We start from the raw sequence: 21,152 nt of genomic DNA, 5'->3' as shown, positions 1-21,152 counted from the left end.
CTACGGAGGGAACGCCTTTGACACGGCTACTCATCGGCAACGACTTCAACGAAGACCTCTTCACCCGTATCGCGGCCTCCTGGTCGGTGCAGCGGCTGGCATGGTTCGCGCAGGACGGCGATCTCCTCGTCCTGCCCGTCCACCCCGAGGAGGACTTCCTCGCCTACGTCACCTCGCACACCGGCACCCGGCGCTCAGCCATCGAGGTGGTCGTCCCGGCGGCCGGGCGCGCGGGGGAGGACCTGCTGACCGCCGACCGGCTGGCGGCCCCGGCCTTCCTCACCGCACTGCGCCGGGCGCTGGCCGGCCGTCCCGTCACCGACATCCTCGCCCTGTGGCCGGACACCTCGGTGGCCACGCTGGCCCGCGCCCTCGGTGCCGAGCACGCGCTCCCGGGCTTCGGCTTCGCCGCCCAGAGCGGTGGTGCCCTGGTCAACAGCAAGGCGGTGTTCCGGGCAGTGGCTGCGGGCGCCGGCGTGCCGATTCCCGAGGGCGCGGTCTGCGCCACCCCGCAACGCGCCGAGTCCGCGATCACGGGACTGCTCGACGCGAACGCCACGGTCATCATCAAGCAGGACTACTCGCTCGGAGGCAAGGGCAACGAGATCCTCAGCCGCACTCCCGGCATCCAGCCTGTTGGCGCCCGCCGGACACTGACGCTCACGAGGACGTCCGAGGTGCGAGGCTACCTTGACGAGCGGTGGGCGGAACTGAGCCGGAACGGCCGCGATCCGGTCATCGTCGAACGCTACTACCCGGACAGCACGTCTCTGTTCGCCGAATACCTGGTCATCGACAACGCCATCGAGTTCGGCGGCACCGGAGAAATGATCATGGCGCCGCTGGCCACGGCGCAAGTGGTACCCGCGCAGGGACTCAAACCCGACGCCGCCGCCGAACTCATCGAGCAGGGGCGGCGATTGTGCGCCCCACTGCACGCCATGGGGTACCGCGGACGTCTCAGTGCCGACGCCGTCCTCACACGTGACGGCGAACTGTTCTTCACCGAGTACAACGGCCGCGTCACCATGTCGACCCACACCTACGCCGTCGTCGGCGCCCGGCTGGCCGGCCTGGACCGCACGGACGACCGGGTCGTCGTCGAGCGCATCTGGCCCGGCGGCTGGTCGGCCCGCTCCTTCGCCTCCGCCGTCTCGGCACTCACCGAGGCCGGCCTCGCCTACGACCCCTCGACCCGCACCGGGGTGGTCTTCAGCAGTGCCCTCGACCTGAGGGACCACTCGATCATGCAGTGCGTGATCGCCCAGGACCTGACCCGCGCCGCCGCCTACGAGCACCGGCTCAAGGAACTGTTCGGCCCCGGCGGCACCGCCTCGTACACCGACCCCACCGGCAAGGAGAACACAGCATGCGGTTGAACAGCTTCGACGAATGGTCTCCACTCAAGGAGATCATCGTCGGATCGGCCGTGAACTACACCTCTCATGAACGGGAGTTGTCGTTCGATCTGTTCTTCCACGACAACCTCGGCCGCTCCGAGTGGTACTACCCGCGCCTCAGCGCCGGCGGCTCCGCCGGGACCGGCCAGGCAGCCGCCGACCGCTCACCCATCAAACAACGGTACGTGGACGAACTCATCGAGGACGTCGAAGGCATCGTCTCCACCCTGGAGTCCCTGTCGGTGAAGGTGCACCGCCCGATGGACATCGACACGTCCACCGGGCAGATACGCACCCCAGCCTGGTCGGCGGCCGTCGTCCCCCCGTTGAACGTCCGGGACAACACCCTGGTCCTCGGGAACGAGATCATCGAGACCCCGCCCATGATCCGATCCCGCTACTTCGAGACCCAGTTCCTCACCCCGGTCTTCGCCGACTACTTCCGCCAGGGCGCCCGATGGACCGTCATGCCCCGGCCGCTGATGACGGATGCCTCCTTCGACCTGTCCTACGCCCGGAGCAGCAACGTGGGCGGTCCCACAGAGCCGATCGAGGACCCCAAGTCCTCCGTCTACGACGTGGGCTTCGAGATGATGTTCGACGCCGCGCAGTGCCTGCGCCTGGGCCGAGACGTCATCGTGAACATCTCCACGGCCAACCACGCCATGGCCTGTGACTGGCTGGAACGGCACCTGGAGGGCCGGTTCCGCATCCACCGCGTGCACCGGCTCAGCGACAGCCACATCGACAGCATGGTGCTGGCGTTGCGGCCCGGCACGCTGCTGGTGCGCAACAAGGAAGTGCTGGACTTCCTCCCCGACGCACTGCGCAACTGGGAGCTGATCGTGCCGCCGCCGCCCGGCAAGAACAACTTCCCGCAGTACGAGGACGACGACCTGGTGCTCACCAGCCCGTTCATCGACCTCAACGTCCTGTCGGTCGACCCCTCCACGGTGCTGGTCAACAGTGCCTGCCCAGAACTCATGCGCACCCTGGAACAGCACCGGTTCACCGTCGTCCCCGTACGTCACCGCCATCGACGGCTCTTCGGCGGCGGCTTCCACTGCTTCACGCTCGACACGGTCCGCGACGGCGGCCCCGAAGACTACCTCGGTCTCGGCTGACACCGGCAGGAGCAGACCATGACACAGACCAGCGGTCCCCTCGCACGGATCATGTCCGTGGGGACCGCCGTGCCGTCGACCTCGTACACGCAGGAGGAACTGCTCTCGGTCTTCGACGTGACCGATCCCAGGATCCGGTCCGTCTTCCTGAACAGCGCGATCGAGCGCCGCCACCTCACTCTGCCGCCCCGCGACCCGGACGGCACCCCGCACGCGGAGACGCAGGGCGACCTGCTCCGTAAGCACACCTCCAGCGGGCTCGCCATCGGCCGCGAGGCGATCGAGGCGTGCCTGAGGCGAATGGACGCGGACCCGGACGAGGTGGCCTTCCTGTGCTGCGTCTCCTCGACCGGGTTCCTCACCCCAGGCTTCAGCGCGCTGTTGATCAGGGACCTGGGGCTGCGGCCCTCGTGCGGGCGGCTCGACGTGGTCGGCATGGGCTGCAACGCGGGGCTCAACGCACTTGCCGCGGTGACCGGCTGGGCGAGCGCGCACCCGGGACGGCTCGCCCTCGTGGTGAGCGTCGAGGTATGTTCGGCCGCGTACGTCTTCGACGGCACCATCGGAACCTCCGTCGTCAACAGCCTCTTCGGGGACGGCGCCGCCGCCGTCGCCGTAGTCGCGGACCCCGGGCCGCCGGCGCCCAGAGCGCACGCCGACACGGAGCCGTCATCCGGTGAAGGCCCCGCCGTGCTCGGCTACGCGAGCCGCATCATCACCGACGCGATCGACGCGATGCGCTACGACTGGGACGAGGACCACGGACGGTTCTCCTTCTCCCTCGACCCGGAGGTACCGTACGTGGTCGGCGCCCACGCGGAGGAAACCGTCGGCCGGCTGCTCGACGACGCCGGCCTGCACCGCTCGGACATCTCGCACTGGGTGATCCATTCGGGCGGCAAGAAAGTCATCGACGCGGTCCGCGTGAACCTCGGCCTCACCCGCCACGACGTGCGCCACACCCTGTCGGTGCTCAGCGACTACGGAAACCTCTCCAGCGGCGCCTTCCTGTTCTCCTTCCGGCAGCTGTGGGAGGAGGGAACCGTGCGGCCCGGTGACCACGGCGTGATGATGACCATGGGCCCCGGCTCGACGATCGAGACCGCACTGCTGCGCTGGTGAGACGCGCCCACCGCCACGACCCCGTGACTGCCACGGGAGCGCACGAGATTGGGGAAGCATGAACGAGCATGTCGCCCGGGACGCAGCCGATTCCATCGACGGGCTCGGCCTCCTTCTGACGGTCGACGGAACCCGCCCCCTGGACGAGCTGACCGCGTCGGTGAACTCCGTGTGCGCCCGGGCGGAAGAAGACGGCGCCCAGAACGTGGTCGTCCTGCGCCTGCGGTCCGCCCCGCCCGACCGGTCCTGGCCGGGCTGGGTGCGCATCGGGGAGGTGAACCGGTGGGAGCGCGCGGTCCGCAGAATCGAGCGGCTGGCGGCGGTGACCGTCGCGGCGGCGGAGGGAGTGTGCGGCGGTCCTGCACTGGACCTGCTCCTCACCAGCGACTTCCGGATCGCCTCCCCCGACTTCCGGCTGCTGCTGCCGGTCAACGACGAACACTTCTGGCCAGGCATGGCGATCCACCGGCTCGTCGGCCAGCTGGGAACCGCCCAGGCCCGCCGACTGGTGCTGTGGGGGCACGAGATCACCGCCGACCAGGCCGTGTCCCTCGGCCTGGTGAACGAGATCGGGCACACCATGGAAGAGGCGCTGCGCGCCACCGTCGTCATGCTCGGCCGTCTCAGCGGTGCCGAGGTCGCGATACGCCGCAGTCTGATCCTGGAAGCCTCGGCCACCCCCTACGAGGAAGCCATCGGCACGCATCTGGCCGCCTGCGACCGCGAGTTGCGCCGACTGGCCCGCAACGAGGAGACCGCCACATGGTCATGACCCCCGACCGAACGACCGCCGGAACCACCTCCTCGCCCGCAGCCCCCCCGCTGGGCGGCACCCTCGAGGAGGACGCCTCGGTCCTGGCGGAGCAGACGGAGCGCGCAGAACGGATCCTGGCGCGCCTGCCCGCCCCGGCGGACCGTGACGCCGGGCAACGCAACCGGACGGCGGCCGTGTTCGACTCCTGCCGGCACATCCGCGAGCAGTTCATGCGCCGCCACACGGACGCGGTCTACGACGCCTTGACGGACGGGCGCACACGCCGGCACCGGCTGACAGAGCTGGTGTTCGCCGCCGCCGAGCGCTTCCCCGGTCTGGTCCCCGACCGTGGGCAGATGGACGAGGAGAACGCCCGCCCCCAGGCACACAAGGAAGGCAGGGAGATCGATCAGGGGATCTTCCTCCGCGGCATCCTCCGCTCTCCCACGGCCGGCGCGCATCTGACGGACACCATGCTGATGGCCTCGCCCCGCGCCCTCGCCCTCATCGACCGCTACCGCCGTGACGGACGCGCCGATCTGGGACCGGTACTGCTGGAACGCCGCGCCGCGGCCGGACACCTCACCGTACGCAACCCGCACTGTCTCAACGCCGAGGACAACGCGCTGGTCGACGCGATGGAGACGGCCGTCGACCTGGTCCTGCTGGACGAACGGACCCATGTGGGCGTCCTCAGAGGCGATGTGATGACCCACCCCCGCTACGCCGGTCGGCGCGTCTTCAGCGCCGGGATCAATCTGTCCGACCTGCGCGACGGCCGGATCTCGTTCCTCGAGTTCCTGCTGCGCAGGGAGCTGACCTACCTGAGCAAAATCTTGCGTGGTCTGCTGCTTCCGCCTGCCGAGGCCACCTACGCAGTGCCCTCCGTGCAGAAACCATGGGTGGCCGCGGTCGACTCGTTCGCCATCGGCGGAGGCATGCAACTGCTGCTGGTCTTCGACCGTGTCATCGCCGCCGACAACGCCTACTTCAGCCTTCCGGCCGCTCAGGAGGGCATCGTGCCCGGGGCGGGCAACCTGCGCCTCGGCCGGTTGACCGGTTCCCGGCTGGCACGCCGGGTCATCCTCTCCGGCAGGAGAATCCGGGCGATCGACCCGGAGGCGGCTCTCGTCTGCGACGAAGTGGTGGCCGAGGACGCCATGGACGCCGCGGTCGAGGCCGCCGTGCAGGACCTGGACAACTCCGCCGTGGTCGCCAACCGTACGATGCTCGCCCTCGCCGAGGAGCCGGCGGACCAGTTCCGCCTCTACATGGCCGAGTTCGCCTTCACCCAAGCACGCAGGCTCTACAGCGAGGACGTCATCGGCAAGGTGGAGCGGTCCCGGCCCCGCCCGGTCGCCCGGAGGCAACCTCCTTCCTGAGGAACCCCGCCAGCCGGGCCGTCCCTTCCTCGATCCGGTCCGGCTCCAGGTAACTGCACGACAACCGCAACTCGTTGTCACCCTTGCCACTCGCGTAGAAGTGCGACATCGGCGTCCACAGCACACCGTGCTCCGAGGCGGAGGTCTCCAGCAGGGCGGTGTCGGCCGGCACCGGAAGCCGCATCCGTACGAAGAAGCCCCCGGCCGGACGCGACCAGCTCACCCCCGGTGCCGGCCCGGACTCGGGTGGCAGGTGCCGGTCGAGCGCGTCCAGCAGCAGCGCAAGGTTACGGCGGTACAGCTCGGACTTGCGCTGTGCGAGGGCCTTCAGCGACCCACCGTGTTCCAGGAGCATGCCGCCCACCACAGCCTGGCAGATCGGCGAGGTGTTGACGGTCACCATGCTCTTGCTCACCGCCAGTTCGTCCGCGAGCAGCCGCCGGCTGCCGTCACCGGTCCGGATCACCTGGTCCGCGACCACGTAGCCGACCCTGGTACCCGGCAGACACACCTTGGCGAAGGTGCCCAGATAGACCACCCGGCCCTCGGCGTCCAACGCCTTCAGCGGGGGAATCTCCTGCCCCGGCGGTGCGGTGAAGCCGTAGGCCCCGTCCTCCAGCAGCAGCAGGTCTTCCTGTCCGGCCAGGTCCAGCAGGCGCCGACGAGCGGCGAGACTCGTCAGGCTCCCCGACGGATTGGAGTAGTCCGGGGAGATGTAGAGGGCCCGGATCCGCCCGCCTCGGGACCGCGCGGCACGGCACTGCGCCCGCAGCGCGTCGACGTCGACGCCGTCCTCGGCCTCGTCCACGCAGACCACCGGGACGTCCAGCAGACGGGCCGCGCCACGCATGCCGACGAAACAGGGGTCGACGACGGCCAGCAGGTCCCCTGGCCGGGAACACAGGGCATGCAGCGTGAGCACCATCGCCTCCTGCGCACCCACCGTGACCACCACAGCGTCCGCCCCGGCCTCGATCCCGTGATCACGGCGGAGCGCGTCCGCCACGAGTTCGTTGATCAGCCCCCGGCTGGGTCCGTACTCGTACAGCAGACTCCGAGCCTGCTCCCGGCTCAGAGAGCGCTCTGCGACCTGGTGGGCGACCCAGGTGTCGACGTGGCGGGCTACGTCGAGGTCGTCGAGGAAGGCGAGATGTGGGGCGCCGGGAGCGAACGAGATCGCGTCGGGATACCGGCTCATGATCTCGTTGAGAAAACTGATCGAGCCGAGCACCGGATCGCCGAACGCACCGTGCAGATCGCTCTGTCGGAGCTCGAGCACGATCCCTCCTCACGCCGCTCCTGAGACCCTCCCTACCCTCGGACAGCCGTGGACAAGCGAGCAGGGCGACGCTCCCTGACATGAGCATCGCACCCTTGCCCCCCCAGAGGAACGAGTGCTGAGAACCGCCCCCGTCCGGTGCTTCGGTGCACGGCTCCCTGCCCAGCGGGCAGAGCCGAGGCCGGGGCGGGCTTCTCCTCACCGTCGAACAGGAACGCCGAAAAGAAACCAACGACATCGCGTGGAAACCGGCCCCTGCCCGGACCGGCAGTCCGGCACCTGGCGAAAAGGATCCGCCGAAACCTGATCCGGCCGAGAACCGCTGCCCGGGGACCGGCTGCACTCCGGCCGGGCGAAGACAGCCGGCACGCCCCCGGGAAATCCGGACGACGTCACCCGGTCATCCGGCCGCACCGGCTCAGTACCCGTCCACTTTCAGCTCCGTGATGCCGGCGTAGAGCCAGCTCCACACCGTGCCCGTGGCAGTGTCCCGGTCGGACAGGTCCGGGGACAGCTCCGCCAACTCCGCCAGGAAAAGCTCCGTCACGTCTTCCTGGTCACCCTCCACCGGGTACGGGTGCCAGCAGGCGTTGCGGTAGCGGTCCACGGCCTCCAGGGCACGGGTGAAGACGTCGAGGTCCGGGGCGAGCGGCACCAGTACCTCGCCGCAACGGCGGGTCAGATTGCTCTGGATGTGCACCGTGCCGTCGTGACGGTGCAGGTACAGCTCGCCGTACTCGGTGGCACCGAAGCCGATCAGGTCGGCGGCCACCACCCCGCCGGGCAGGCTCCGGTCCGGCAGGGCCTCCTCCTCCGGTGGGCGCATGGCGTCGACCGGGTAGGTCTCGTACTGAGCGCTGTGGCACACCCACCAGGCGGGCAGACCGACCTCCCGCAGATACCGCCTGCTGCCCGCGTGGACGAGCCCCTCGGGCAGATCACTCTCGGCAACGCGCACCACCTGCCGCGCGCCGCCGAAAGCGTCGTCGACCCGGGCCGCGGTGAGCGGACCCGTCGGCCGCCGCACGGCGGGGGCCGGTCCCGGCGGTGCCTCCTGTGCCGACGTGGGGTCCAGGCCCGCCCCGGACGGCCAGTCCCGCAGCGCGTCGGCGTCCGTCTCCACGACCGCTATCCCGTGCACACTCTCGACGAGATACCGGGTCCCGCCCCCGTCCGTCGCGAAGGCCACGGCGTCCTCCCACTCCTGCGGGAGAAACAGGTCCAGGTCGTACATCGCGGGGGCCCCGGCGGCCCCGATCCCGGCCGGTGCGTCGGTCAGTATCGCCCCGTCCACGCCGGTCACCCGGTGACCGGTCGCCGCGTCGAGCCAGACAGGGCCACGCTGGTCGGTCACCTCGACGAGTTCCCGGCCCCCGCCCACACACCGGCGCACCCGGAAGTAGTCGCCGTTCAGGCTCGGACGGACCGGGAACCAGCAGGCCGGCCGCCACCACGCCCACACCGTCCGCCACGGCATGCCGGTACCGGCCGCCGCGATCCGGTCGGCGTACGCGTCGTGACCGGTGGCCTTCGCCGCGAAGTGCAGCCAGGAGGCGAACTCCGCGGGCGTCACCTCCTCGCCCCCGAAAATCGCCTCGGCCTGCAGGAAGACCTCACCCCCCACGCCACGGGCCCGGTCCTCATGGCGCAGGTGGTCACGCAGCGCCGCACGGTCGGCGGTGAGCAGCCGTACGGGATCCGCAAGTACGCCGTCAAGATCGTCAGTCATGCGCCCATGCTGCCAGCCGGCGCCGACAACCGGACACACCCCCGACCTCCGACCCCTCCCCGCGCGCGAACTCGCGCCACGATCTCGCCGACAGCAGCGCTCCGTACAGGAGTTGACCACTCCCGGGAAGGGACCACCGCCAGGACCGACTGCCGAAACACGCGTGTCGCGAGGCAACGCATTGTGCGATCATCACGTGCGCCCTTCACAGGTCCCACACGCACGACAGGTACGCGCCCAGCACGCCGAGCCCGCCCGTCGTCCGCGGACGCTCCAGCGCACTCTCCACTTCACCGCTCCGGGGGGAACGGAATGTCTCATCGCTCGTGTACGGCCGCGAGATCCGCGACGTACACCGCTCTGCTGATCGCACTGGCGGTCATGCTCGCATCGGTACTGCCCACGGGGTCGGCACAGGCATACGCCACCGGCACCACGACCACCACCACCACGGACTGTTCCGCCCTTCCGCTCTCCTCCTTCGGCGAAGCCGCACCCGACGAGGGCACGGTGGACATCCCCGCAGACGGGACCGTCTGCTTCACCTTCACCGTGCAGCGGCCCGGACTGCACCGGCTGCTCCTGAACGGAAGCGGCAGTCACCACACCTACCCCTCGGTGTTCGACGGAGAGAACCCGGTCGACTGCTACGACCCCGAGTGGGGCGCCGGCTGGTGCGACCTGACCCGTCAGGGCACCTACACGCTCCGGCTGCTCAACAACTGGGCGGATCCGAGCAGACTCACGCTCGCCGTCGTCCCCCTCGCCACCGACGAGGGCTGCGCCCCCGAGACAGGCACCCGCTGGGACACGCCGCCGCTCACCGGATCGGCGGCCGGGCCCACGGCCGTCCAGTGCCAGCCGTTCACGGCGAAGCCCGGAGAGCGGATCACGAACGACCTCAGGACCGTCGTGTACGGCCAGGGCACCTCCTGGATCACCGACGAGACCGGTGCCCGGATCTGCCCGCACTTCAACGAGGACGACAGCGACGGCTGCGTCCTTCCCGGTGACGGTCCCTACCGTGTCCTGTCCCAGGTCAGCGAGTCGGAGAACACCTTCCCCGCCGCGTACACCCTGAAGATCCGCAGACTCTCCGACCCGGCCGGGTGCGCCCACGTCCCGCTGAACGCGTACAACTCCGCGCCCACCGCGGCAGGCGCCTCCACCGGATGCAAGATCTTCACCGCCCCGGCCGCCGGACGTCACGACGTGTACGGCGTCGCCTCCGGCGCCCGCACCGTGCTCGGTGTGTACGACCAGGCGGGAAAGACCGTCTGCACCACGTGGTCGGGATGCGACCTGCCCTCGGCCGGGGACTACACCGTCCTCACCGACGCCCCGACCCTGATCATCGACCGGGCCTCCACGACCGGCTGCGTGCCCGCCGAACTCGGTCTGTACACCGGCGCGTTCACGGCGGGCGGCGAAATCGACTGCCTCTCCCTGCCGCTCCCCGCAGGCGCCCGCATGGCTGCGCTGAAGGCTCTCAACGGTCCCGAGCCCCGGCCTGACGTGACGGTCGTCGACGCCGACGGAGTCCAGCGGTGCGAGGCTTCCGCCCTGTCGGGCGGTACCTGCGAACTCACCGGGAAGGCGCCCTTCAGGGCCCTGGTCTCGACCGATGACACGGATCCGCCCACCGGTGCGTACACCCTCGCCCTGCACCGGACGGACGTGGCGAGCCGCTGCCCGGCCATCCCGGCCGGCGACTTCTCCGCCACCAGCCCCACCGCCCGTCTCTCCACAGGTGACGGTGTCTTCTCACACTGCCTGAGCATCCCGGCCGACGACCACAGCGCGCAGGAGAACCTGCAGCTCCAGGCCGCCCCGGGCACGGCGTCCACCGCCCAGTTCTCCGTGCTGGACGCCACCGGCGAGGAGGTCTGCTCGATCTACTCGTCGCTCTCCACCTGGACCACCTGCGAGCTGGCCCCGGGCATCGCTCACACCGTGCTCTTCACCGGCCGCGACACCGACGCCGACTACACCCTGACCCGACGGGACGTCACCGCCACCGCGAAGGGCTGCGTCCCGAACCCGGCGAGCCGGGTCGGCGGCCCGTCCACCGGCGGCGCGCTGGGCGCCCCGGGCACCCTGCTCTGCCGTCAGGTCACCACAACCGACGCGAAGGACACCCTGCACCTGAACGTCCGTGACGCCCTGGGCACCGCGAACGTGGTCGCCTACGGGGCGGACGGGGAGGCCCTCTGCAACAAGAACGCGGCGTGTGCGGTCTCCGGCTCCACCAGCTACCAGGTCATGGTCACCGTGCGGGCGGGCCTGAAAGCGGCCCCCGCGTACCGCTTCGACGCCCTGCGGGTCGCCACCGCGGCCGGCCCGGCCGACGAGTGCACGAAGGTGCCCAACGTCAGTTACGGGTACGGCCCGTTCACCGGGACGCTGGAGGAGTCGCACAGCGCGGCGTGCGCGGTGCTGCCCACCGCGTCCAACGACCGCTTCGACATGAAGATCAGCGATACCGAGGGCGCGGCGGCGACCGCGGTCCCGGCGCTGTACGACGCGAGCCTCGACAACGGCTGCATGCGCTTCCTGCCGGACGGCTACGAGTGCTACGTCAACGAGCCGCGCAGCACGGAAGTGACTCCGAGCATCCTCGTGCTGTCCCTTCCCGAGACCGCCTCGCGGACCTCCTACGAGGTCGAAGGGGTCTGCACGTCCATCCGCTGCGGTCCGGAGAAGGTCACCGTCGGTCAGGTGTCCCCGCTCACCGGCGTCACGGGCACCAAGGTCACCGTGCAGGTCTCCGGCACGGCCCTGCACAAGGACGACAAGGTACGGATCTACAGGTCCGGCAGGACCGTCGAGGCGGCCACCACCTCGGTGTCGGCCGACCGCAGGACCCTGACGGCCGTCCTCGACCTGACCGGGCTCGCCGCCGACACCTGGGGCATCAGCGTCGTCACCCACAACGCGTGGGAGTACGGCCAGGGCTCGTTCACCGTCACCGAGGCACCGCTCCTGAACCGCACGCCTCCGGTGGTCTCGGGCACCGCGAAGGTCGGCAGCACGCTGACGGCGAGCACGGGCACATGGTCGGGGCACCCGACGTCGTACGCCTATCAGTGGAGCGCCGACGGCAAGGCGGTGGCCGGGGCGACCGCGTCGGCGTACACCGTCCCGGCGGCGCTGCTCGGCAAGAAGGTCGGCGTCAGCGTCTGCGCCCGCAGGGCCGGGACCCCGGACGTGGTGGGCGTCTCGGCGCCGGTCATGGTCGCGCAGGGCGTGGCGCCGAAGGCCACGACCGCTGCGAAGATCAGCGGCAGCGCGAGGGTCGGCTCCACGCTCACGGCCGTGCCCGGTGTCTGGTCGCCGGCCGCCACCTCCTACGCCTACCGGTGGAAGGCGGACGGCAAGGCGGTCGCGGGGGCGACCGCGCCGGCGTACACCGTCCCGGCGGCACTGCTCGGCAAGAAGATCTCGGTGAGTGTCACGGCCCGGCGCACCGGACACGCCAGTGGCAGCTCGACGACGGCGGCGGCGAAGGTGGCTGCCGGTGTCGCACCCAAGGCCACCAAGGCACCCACGATCTCGGGCACCGCGAAGGTGGGCAAGGTGCTCACGCTCGCCCGTGGAACATGGACGCCTGCCCCGACCTCGTACACCTACCGGTGGTACGCGAACGGCAAGGCGATCGCGGGGGCGGCCAAGACCTCGCTGACACTGAAGACCGCCCAGCGGGGCACGAAGATCACGGTGAAGGTGACCGCACGCCGCACCGGCCACAGCAGCGGTTTTGCCGTCAGCAAGGCCACCAGGGCGGTCGCCCGCTGACTCTGTGGTGCCTTCCGCCGAGCGCAGCGGCCGGGCCCTCCATCCCTGTCCCCGTGGGCCTCTTCGATGACGAGGACCCCGCGGCCGATCACCCGCGGATGGGGGGCCGGCCGCGTCTCTCCGGTGGCGCCCCGCTGGCGCCGGGACGGTGACATGCGGCATGAAGAGTCCTCTTGTCGTCGCGCGGGGTACCGTCACCGCGTTTGGCCACGCTGGCCGGTGCGGCGCTGGCCGGCGACGAGGAGAGGGAGGGCAGTCACCGGCACCGGCCCTGCGGCCGTCCTGGCCGACCTGGTGGCGGACCTGCGCTCGGTGTGAGGCCGTCACGGCGGCCGGCCTCACGTGACGTGCCGAGGCGTACCCGCGCTTGCTCTCCCGCGGGCGCGGTCGCACGTGCCCCGGCCCCGCCGGGCAGTGAGACCCGGGTGCGGTGCAGGGGCACGTGGCGGTCCGACGCCGGCGACCGGGCCCTGCCCGATGCGCCCGCCGATACGTGATCCACGAGTTCTCGGCGCGCTCCGGCGCAGAAGCCGGCCAACTACCGCAGGAAGGCCCGGTCCGCCACTCCCTTCGCGGACACCCCCAGACCGCCCAGATACTCCACCCTCTCCAGCCCCCGGCCGGGTACCGGCCCGATATTCTCCCCGGATGCCGCAGCAACCGATGTCCGACGGGAGAAGCTCAAGCCCTGGTACCGCTACGCCTGCAAGCGCCCGACCTTCTCCGACGCCTACCTTCAGGCGTTCAACCCGGGACAACGTCACTCTCGTCGACACCGCCGGGACCCACGGCATCGAGCGGATCACCGGGCACGGCGTCGTGGTCGGCGACACCGAGTACGAACTCGACTGCCTGATCTTCGCCACCGGATTCTCCGTCGGTGTTTCCGGCGTCCACTCCGGCCGGCTGCCCGTCCGCGGCAGCGACGGCGTCCACCTCCAGGACGCGTGGCGGCAGCGGGGACCGCGCACGCTGCACGGGTTCACCTGCAACGGCTTCCCCAACCTCATCCAGCTGGGCGGAACGCAGAGCGCCAGCAGCGTCAACTACACCCACGTCCTGGACGAACACGCCGTCCACGCCGCGGCACTCGTCGCCGCCGCGGAAGCCGATGGTGCGGTCATCGAACCGCCCCGCGAGGTGGGGGACGCCTGGACCGCCGTGTGCCCCCAGGACGCCCCCGACCACGAGTGGTTCCACGCCGAGTGCACCCCCGGCTACAACGCGGAAGGCCGTGGCCGGCTCAACGGCCCGACCTCCTACCCGCACAGCGCGGTCGCCTTCCACGAACTGCTGAAGCGCTGGCGGGACGAGTCCCTGGACGAGGTGCTCCGCACCAGGACCGCCGCACGCCACTGAGGAGGCGGCCCGCTGCCCCTCACCGGGAAACGGGCTCTCCGCCCGGCGCCTGCTGCGATGCCGCGCGGTGTGCCGCCGGCCCGTGGACCGTGAGGCTGCCGAACCGGCCCGCTCCCGGCTGCGGCGCTGCGGCGTTCGCGACCGCCCTCATGCAGCAGATCACCGCCTCCGACAACGTCGCCGAAGCCGTCGCCGCACGCTTCGCCCGCTTCCTCCAGGAGGGCGGCCACCGCTACGCGTCCTCGTGGAACAGTCCGTCCCGCGCTTCAGGACCCCACCGAGGCACCAGTGGCGCGAACCCGCGGGTGTGCCCCGTGACTCCGGGCGATGAGCCCGCAGGTTCGTACTCAACTCACCGAGGGATGAGGCTGATCGCACCACCCCGCTCGGCGAGGAGTCAGCCCTCCTCCTCGAGTTCCCGAGCCGGAGTACGGGCGGCGGGTGTTCCGGCTCGCGGGGCAACGGCGTCGTGCCGGTGCGATGGAGCCGAGGTCTTCGCGCCTTCCCTCCGGTCGATCAGGGCGGCGAAGGCGTCGAGGACGCGTTGCAGACCGAAGGCGTAGACGTGCTCGGGGTTGTGGGCGCTGCTGTGTGCGGCGCCTGCTGCTGCGCCGACGCGGACGGCTGTGGGGTAGGCGTTCTCGTCGAGGACCCGGGCCAGGAGTGGGGCGTTCAGCTCCCACCATTGCTGGTCGTTCAGGGCGCTGTCGTGCTGTGCGGCGCGGGCGTCGGCGTCGGCGCGGGCGCATGCCTGTACGAAGGTGAGCAGGTGGGTCAGGCAGTCATCCATCTCGACGTCGCTGAGGCCGAGGCCGTCGAGCCCAGCCAGTTCGTGCTCGTACTTGGCCATCTGCCCCGGCCCCAGTGGAGGCCTGACGGTGGAGACCGCCGCGGCCCATGGGTGGCGTTCGAAGAGGGCCTTGTTCTCCTCGGCGACAGCGGTGACGCGTTGGCGCCATGGCTGTCCGGTGGTGTCGGCGCGGGGCATGCGGGCGTAGGCGGCGTCGAGCATGAGATCGAGGAGCTCGGCCTTGCCGGGGACGTAGGTGTACAGCGTCATCGGCACCACGCCGAGGCCCTTGGCTACCCGGCGCATGGTCACCGCGTCCAGGCCTTCGGCGTCGGCGATGGCGGTGGCAGCCTCGACCACCGCATCGATACTCAGCCCCCGCCGCGGTCCTCGGCGACCTCCGGAGGGGGAGTCGCGCCACAGCAGTTGCAGGGTGCGGGCCGGGTCGCCCGAGCTGGTTCGTTCCTTCGACACGGAGGCATCCTCTCGCAACCGAACTCCGTACGATGTACATTGTACGTCGTACGGAGAATGTGCTCCGTGTGACTGAGAGGAGCTTGCATGAAGATCACCTCTAGTTCCGTGTCGCTCAACGTCGACGATGTCCCCGCCTCCAGCGCCTTCCTCGTCGAGCACTTCGGGTTCCACGAGGAGATGGCCGCCGACGGCTTCGCCTCCCTGACGCGCGATGACGTCGGCATGAATGTCATCTTCTTGCGGCGAGGGCTACACACCCTCCCGGCAGACCAGCGCAACGAGCACACCGCAGGCCTGATCCTCGCCTTCGTCGTCGAGGACCTCGAAGGCGAGCTGGCGCGCCTGCGCTCCGAGAACGTCGCGATCACCATGCCGCTGACCGACGAGGAGTGGGGCGAGCGCGCCTTCCAGGTCCGCGACCCCAATGGCGTCATCGTCCAACTGGTCGACTGGAACGCGCCGACCAGCCGCTGAGACGACCGGCGGCGCCGCCCGAAGCGATGACGCCCAGCCAGGACCACAGGAGCGCCGCGAAGGTGCCGACGCGGTGCCGTCGGGCCCCAGGATCCGCCGGCGGCCCGGTTGCCGGACGCACCTCGGCCGCGCCGGCCCGCCCGGCTCCACGGTGCCGGGCCCCGCCGGGACGTGCTCCGGTCCCTGATGACGGCGCGGCCGGCCCGGACCAGCCGGGGAGCGGGCGTGTAGCCGCCCGTATCGCGTACAGGGTCTGCGGATCTTTCGGGGTGATTGGCCCCTGGCCTGGTGGCGTACTGGTGGGGCGTGCTGATTCCGCACTCTGCCGTGCTGTCGTCGTAAGCTCTTGAGGACTGCGCAAGTCGAGGGAAGTGTCTGGCGTGTGGGCCTGGCACGATGGGTGGATGACTCTGCAACGTCCTGGCGGATCGTTCCTTTCCTTTTGGTCGAAGGATTCGGTCCTGTCCGTCGGCTCTGTGGGATCTGTTCTCTCGGTCGGGTCTGTCGGCAGTGTCCTGTCACTCGGCTCGGTGGGCAGTGTGCTGTCCGCCGGGTCGATCGGTTCAGCGCTTTCCCTGTTGTCCACCGCTTCCTGGCTCAGTACCGGTTCGCTGCTCTCCGCGCGTTCTCGCTGGTCTGTTTTGTCCTGGGGTGCTCGCCATGGCTTTCGGACCACGATGGCGCACGCTGGCTCCGCCGCGCACTCCTCGCCCTCTGTGTCGTGCGCGTTTCGCGCCTATCTGTCAATGGAACCGGGACCCTTCGGGCGTCCGGACACACCGTGGTGAGCGCACCACCTCGTCGTGGTGTCCTTGTCGGTGGGGGTGGGGCTGGTGCGGGCGTCGGCCGGTTTCGCGGGGCTGCGAAGCCGGCAACCTGCGCGTGAGCGGTTACGGCCGGGGTGGTCAGGACGCGCTGGGGGCTGCTGGGTCAAGGCCGCGGGAGGTGACGAACTGGGCGCTGCCGTCGGCCAGGCGGTAGGACAGCCCCACCACGGCGGTCCGGCCGGCGGCTACTGCGTCGGCCAGGACGCGGGAGCGTTCCAGGAGGAGGTCCACGGTGTGTTCGATGTGTTCGGCGAGGATTTCCTCGGCGCTGTCGCGTCCGGCGGCGCGGGCGGCCAGCACGCTCGGGGTGACCCGCTCGACGATGTCGCGGACGAAGCCGCCGGGTGTCTGCCCGTTCTCCAGGGCGGAACAGGCTGCGGCGACGGCGCCGCACGAGTCGTGGCCGAGAACGACGGCCAGTGGCGCGTTCAGGACATTGACGCCGAACTCGAGGGAACCGAGGACTTCGGTGCCGGCGACGTGTCCGGCGGTGCGTACGACGAACAGGTCGCCCAGACCGCGGTCGAAGATGATCTCGGCGGCCAGCCGGGAGTCGGAGCATCCGAACAGCACGGCAAAGGGCTGCTGGGACGGCGCGGTCTTTGTGCGGCGGGCGGCGTCCTGGTTCGGGTGCTCAGGAACGTCTGCGACGAAGCGCTGGTTACCGGCCATGAGCAGATCGAAGGCGTCGTGGGGCGTCAGGGTCTGGGTCATGGACGCAGCCTACGAGGCGGTGTCTACCGAGGCAGCGACTGGTCCCGCCGTGGCTCCGGGGCCGACGACATCGCCGGCCCCGGCGTCAGGTCCGGGCGCTGGGTTCGGGCTGTTTCGATGTGGGGTCTCGGTGCGTGGCGAGGCTGCCGGTTTTAGGGGTCAACGGCTCGCGTTGTGGGTCCGCTCCCGTGGCGGAGGTCGCCCGGTATGGTGCGGGCGGCGCCGTGTTCACCGGCCTATGAATCCCGAATCGCCGATGCTGCTTCCGGGCTGCGCTCGACCGTGCGGCTGCTCACAGCACCTCGTGCAGTGCCCGCCATTGCGGAGGCCGGCACGCACCGGTGTTGGGCGAAGGGGCCCGGCATCCAATATCGGGCGCTTTCCCCTACGCCCATTCGATGCCCAACTTCCGGAGTGCGTCCAGTTGTTCTTCGGTGAGCTTGTCTCGCCTGGCCTTGGTGTTGCTGTACCAGATGCCAAGCTTGGTTTCGGTCCCGTCGGGCAAGTTCTCCACCGCCTTCCGGGGTACGGGCCGGTGGGCGCCTTCCCGTTCCACCCACTGTGTGAGGGCTGTCAGGCCCCGCTGGAATGCCTGCTGCGCCTTGCCTGGGTCCTTCGCTGCCCGATCGGCCGCCGGGGCGGGAGACGTCTCCTCAAGCGGCTTGATGCCCAGTTGGGACAGCCGCTGCTGCTGCTCGGTGGACAGCTGCGCCCAGGTGCCCGGGTTCTTCTGCCGTTTCAGCCATGTGCCCAGGTCGTCGCTCTCGAACAGCACCCCCGGTTCGATGGCCGGCAGAAAGCCGTCAGCGTCGACCAGGTCCGCCAGCACGCGGTAGTGGCGTTGCCAGTTCAGGGGCCATGGGCAGTTCCAGTCCTCATCGACTGCGGCCAGCTGCTTCGCGCGTACGGTGGCCCGCTCCGCGTTCTTGCCCAGGCCGCCCTTCCGCCGGAGGTTGGCCATGTGCTGCCCGATGGGCATCATCGCCTCGTGTTCGCCCCATACCGCGTCCTGCCGGGGTGCGAGGTGCCCGGTGGCCCGCCGGTAGGACCGTAGTGCGGCGAGTTTGTTTTCCCATGCCTCTTCGACCGGTTCCCAGACCATTCCGGCTTCCGGGGCGTCCAGCAGGGTCTTGCGCCGCTCCTCCAGCTCACCCGCCCGCAGCGCCTTCCGCTGCTGATGGACCCATCGGCCAAGCGGAAAACCCTTCGTGACCCCCACTTCGACCTCGACGTCGTAGGCAACGGCATGGACGCCGGTGATCTCGTTCTCTGCCCGCCACCGGATGAGGGCCTGGTAGCCCTCCAGCCATACCAGCGACTCGGGCCGGTAGACCCGGGTGCGCAGGAAAGCCGCGATGGTCGCGGCGTCGCGCGGGCTGGAGAAGTGCAGCAGGGCGGCTTCGGCGGCGGCCTGCGTGTCGTCCTCCTGGTCCTCGCCGTCGCCCTCGCCGCCAACCCCGATGATCTGGCCGTCGTCGTCTCGCCGGACGTGGATCTTGCGCTTGCCGCTGGTGAGCGCGCGGGAGGCGAGCTGCTCGACCAGGCGTTCGTCATGCGAGCGCAGGCCCTGGAGTACGGCTACGAGGGGGCGGAAGGAGGCGCTGGCGATCATGTCGGTGGGGTTCTCGCCGGGCTCCAGGAAGACCGGGACGATGATGCGGGCGACTTTGGTGGAGCCGTCGCGGTTGAGCCGGAGCGCGCGGCCGATGTTCTGGACGATCTCGACCTGGGAGCCGCGGGTGTCGGCGAAGCAGATGGCTTCCACGCCTCGCTCGCCGGTGATGTCGACGCCTTCCCCGAGCACGCGGCAGCTGGCGAGGAACGCGCGGTGGACCCGGCGCCCGGCTGTGTTGATGCCGCCTGCGAACTGGCGCAGGACCTCACGCCGCTCACTGACGAGGTGGTCGCCGCACAGCCACGCCGACCACACCCGGTCCGGCGGAACATGGCGGCCGGCCTCCAGCTCGTAGAACGCCGCGTCGATCGACGACTTCGGCAGCCGGTCCGCAGCCGCCAGGTCCTCGTTCGAGGCATCGTTCACGTACAGCTCGGCTGCGGTCTCGGGCAGCTTGTCCGCGAACGCTGCGGCTTCTTCGACCTTCTGGTGGAAGGTCATGACCGTACGCAGGTTGTACGCGGCGGCGTGCTCCAGGAGGGCGGTCTGCAACAGGGCCAGGCGCCGGCCCCGCCGCGCCTCCTCCGACTCCCGGAGAACGGGGGAGGGGTCGCGGATCTCCAGGACGTCGATCTCGAACCCGGCGAGGATCTCCCGCTCGATGGCCTCGCTCAGCCCGAGCTCTGCGAGCCACGCGCCGTACGTGCCCTCCGGGTCGTCGGCCATGGTCGCGATCTCCGCCTCCTGGCCGCCGGTGCCCTTGTGCGGGCGGGGTGCGGTGAGGATGCGCGGCGTCGCGGTCAGGTAGAGCCGGAAGTCGGCGGGGATGCGGGCGTTGTCGTGGATCGCCGCCCATGGCCGACCAAGATCACCAGCGGTTCCGTGGGCCTCATCGACGATCGCGAGGTCGAACGGGGCCATCTGCTGTCCGTAGAGCCGCTCCCCGCCCGCCAGAGCGGCCTCCAGCGGCCCGCGCACCTTCCGCCGGCCCTTGGGTGCATCGATGTTCTCGCGGTTCACGAGAGAGGCGTACGTGGCGAACACGACGACCGGCCCGTGCCCGGCCCACAGGGCGAGCTGGATCGGGTTGGTGGTGGTGCGCACCCCCAGCGAGTTGAGGACCGCGTCGTTCTCCAGCGAGCACACCGCGACCATCGGCGCCCGGTGGCCCACCGCCCGCCACGCCTGGGCGGTCTGCGCGAGCAGGTCCAGGGTCGGCACGGTCACGAGGATCCGGCCGTCCGCGAACGACTCCAGCGCGCACGCGGCGGCTGTGATCGTCTTACCCGAGCCGGTCGCTGACACGATCGTGCCCCGGGCACCCTGAGGGGGCACAGATGACCTTGCAGGAAATCCCACCCAATTCCTAAACGCCGACTTCTGATCTACTTGGTGTTCTTTGAGATGAATCACAAGATCCCCTTACTTATCCATGCTCGACGATCAGGAATCCTCAGTGGAGCTTCAGATGTGATGGCGATGCACGATGGCGCGAACAGCAGCTTCGAACTCGCGCACAGCTAAGCCGTGTTCATCGCGAGCAGCATCCCAGGTCGACTCTTTCCCGTATGAATCCTGAAGTCGGTTGTATGCGTCGATCAAACGGGAAGCGTGGGAGCGAAGTTGTTCGCTACCAGGAGTCATGAAGAACTGGGTTGTTATTTCGTAGCGGAGCGGATCTGCAAAGGCCAGATTTGACGCCGCTACACCAGCTATAGCAGCGTCAAGGAGCTGCCCACACAGCCGGTTGTACATGGAAGAGAGCCGTGAACTCACTTCTACGAGCCGATTCACTTCCTCCTTTCGCTTTTCGACTCTGCGCCGAATGAAGTCACCTAAGAGAACTAGAGTTCCACCGAGAATTGCTCCTAGAAGTGCCAGTAGACCTTGCACTTCCATCACTCCAGGGTAGGGATGTCCCGCGTTTCCACCAATGCTACATACTGCATCTACCAGATGCGCGGGCTACACTGGAATCCGCACGAACGAGCCCCCCGCCCTTCGTAGCTGGCCAGGCCCGCGCCAGCGGGCCCCAAGGTCCTGAAAGCGCAGCCGGAAGGACCGTTGAGGCGGGGGAGCGCAGCGGACCCGCCGGCCCCGGGCTGGAGCGAAGCGGAAACCCGGGGATCGGGGCGAAGCCCCCAACTCCGGGAGCGCAGCGGACGGAGCGTCACCCCCGTTGCGCAGCAACGGGGGTGCGCGGGACGCGCAGCGTCCCGCCAGCGCTCCCGCGGAGCGGGAGCGCAACCACCGTGCGCAGCACGGTGGTTCGCTTGCACATCGCGCAGCGATGTGGTACCCGCTCCGCGGG

General features: G+C 69.8%; 14 protein-coding genes and 1 pseudogene. 9 read left to right on the top strand and 6 right to left on the bottom strand.

From position 1 onward, the window contains the following. Positions 1-17 precede the first annotated feature (17 nt). Genes ACH4VO_RS09105 through dpgC form a run of 5 tightly spaced genes read left to right on the top strand, consistent with a single transcriptional unit; the run spans position 18 to position 5,782 of the window. Positions 18-1,379, top strand: a complete 1,362-nt coding sequence (locus ACH4VO_RS09105) for a peptide ligase PGM1-related protein (protein WP_360988769.1) — start codon at positions 18-20, stop codon at positions 1,377-1,379. Then, entirely contained in the window at positions 1,370-2,524 is a 1,155-nt protein-coding gene (locus ACH4VO_RS09100) for a glycine amidinotransferase (protein WP_360988772.1), read from the top strand. Before ACH4VO_RS09105 ends, ACH4VO_RS09100 begins: the two co-directional genes overlap by 10 nt. A gap of 18 nt (positions 2,525-2,542) precedes the next feature. After that, a complete protein-coding gene (dpgA, locus tag ACH4VO_RS09095) occupies positions 2,543-3,646 on the top strand; it encodes a 3,5-dihydroxyphenylacetyl-CoA synthase DpgA (RefSeq protein WP_360988775.1) in 1,104 nt (367 codons plus the stop codon). Positions 3,647-3,704: 58 nt separating this feature from the next. Continuing rightward, positions 3,705-4,418, top strand: a complete 714-nt coding sequence (gene dpgB, locus ACH4VO_RS09090) for an enoyl-CoA-hydratase DpgB (protein ID WP_360988778.1) — start codon at positions 3,705-3,707, stop codon at positions 4,416-4,418. Next, on the top strand, positions 4,415-5,782 hold the full coding sequence (dpgC, locus tag ACH4VO_RS09085) for a (3,5-dihydroxyphenyl)acetyl-CoA 1,2-dioxygenase DpgC (protein ID WP_360988780.1): 1,368 nt from the start codon (positions 4,415-4,417) through the stop codon (positions 5,780-5,782). Before dpgB ends, dpgC begins: the two co-directional genes overlap by 4 nt. Here the strand turns inward: dpgC and ACH4VO_RS09080 are convergent. Both ACH4VO_RS09080 and ACH4VO_RS09075 read right to left on the bottom strand, forming a co-directional pair. Beyond that, positions 5,721-7,061, bottom strand: a complete 1,341-nt coding sequence (locus tag ACH4VO_RS09080) for a PLP-dependent aminotransferase family protein (RefSeq protein ID WP_360988783.1) — start codon at positions 7,059-7,061, stop codon at positions 5,721-5,723. The genes dpgC and ACH4VO_RS09080 overlap by 62 nt on opposite strands. Before the next feature lie 418 nt (positions 7,062-7,479). Further along, positions 7,480-8,790 (bottom strand): SUKH-4 family immunity protein, encoded by a 1,311-nt coding sequence (locus ACH4VO_RS09075; protein WP_360988786.1) that lies wholly within the window; start codon positions 8,788-8,790, stop codon positions 7,480-7,482. Between the two features lie 312 nt (positions 8,791-9,102). Here ACH4VO_RS09075 and ACH4VO_RS09070 point away from each other — a divergent pair, with 312 nt between their 5' ends. Further along, a complete protein-coding gene (locus tag ACH4VO_RS09070) occupies positions 9,103-12,585 on the top strand; it encodes a hypothetical protein (RefSeq protein WP_360988789.1) in 3,483 nt (1,160 codons plus the stop codon). 674 nt (positions 12,586-13,259) lie between these two features. Further along, a pseudogene (locus ACH4VO_RS09065) lies at positions 13,260-13,944 on the top strand (monooxygenase); the annotation flags it as partial. Between the two features lie 397 nt (positions 13,945-14,341). Here ACH4VO_RS09065 and ACH4VO_RS09060 read toward each other — a convergent pair. Further along, positions 14,342-15,208 (bottom strand): TetR/AcrR family transcriptional regulator, encoded by an 867-nt coding sequence (locus ACH4VO_RS09060; protein WP_360988791.1) that lies wholly within the window; start codon positions 15,206-15,208, stop codon positions 14,342-14,344. Positions 15,209-15,295: 87 nt separating this feature from the next. Here ACH4VO_RS09060 and ACH4VO_RS09055 point away from each other — a divergent pair, with 87 nt between their 5' ends. Continuing rightward, on the top strand, positions 15,296-15,685 hold the full coding sequence (locus tag ACH4VO_RS09055; RefSeq protein WP_360988794.1) for a VOC family protein: 390 nt from the start codon (positions 15,296-15,298) through the stop codon (positions 15,683-15,685). A 404-nt stretch (positions 15,686-16,089) separates the two neighbouring features. Continuing rightward, complete coding sequence (locus tag ACH4VO_RS09050) at positions 16,090-16,473, top strand: hypothetical protein (RefSeq protein WP_360988797.1); 384 nt, start codon at positions 16,090-16,092, stop codon at positions 16,471-16,473. Between the two features lie 117 nt (positions 16,474-16,590). Here ACH4VO_RS09050 and ACH4VO_RS09045 read toward each other — a convergent pair whose 3' ends face one another. The 3 genes from ACH4VO_RS09045 to ACH4VO_RS09035 form a co-directional block, all read right to left on the bottom strand. Next, positions 16,591-17,226, bottom strand: a complete 636-nt coding sequence (locus ACH4VO_RS09045) for a carbonic anhydrase (RefSeq protein WP_360988800.1) — start codon at positions 17,224-17,226, stop codon at positions 16,591-16,593. 385 nt (positions 17,227-17,611) lie between these two features. Then, positions 17,612-20,254 (bottom strand): Helicase associated domain protein, encoded by a 2,643-nt coding sequence (locus ACH4VO_RS09040; protein ID WP_360988803.1) that lies wholly within the window; start codon positions 20,252-20,254, stop codon positions 17,612-17,614. 51 nt (positions 20,255-20,305) lie between these two features. Continuing rightward, positions 20,306-20,740 (bottom strand): hypothetical protein, encoded by a 435-nt coding sequence (locus ACH4VO_RS09035; protein ID WP_360988806.1) that lies wholly within the window; start codon positions 20,738-20,740, stop codon positions 20,306-20,308. Between the last annotated feature and the right edge of the window lie 412 nt (positions 20,741-21,152).

Origin of the sequence: Streptomyces sp. NPDC020780, from assembly GCF_044334475.1 — a bacterium.
Taxonomy (GTDB): domain Bacteria; phylum Actinomycetota; class Actinomycetes; order Streptomycetales; family Streptomycetaceae; genus Streptomyces.
This window is presented reverse-complemented; position numbering and strand designations above follow the sequence as displayed.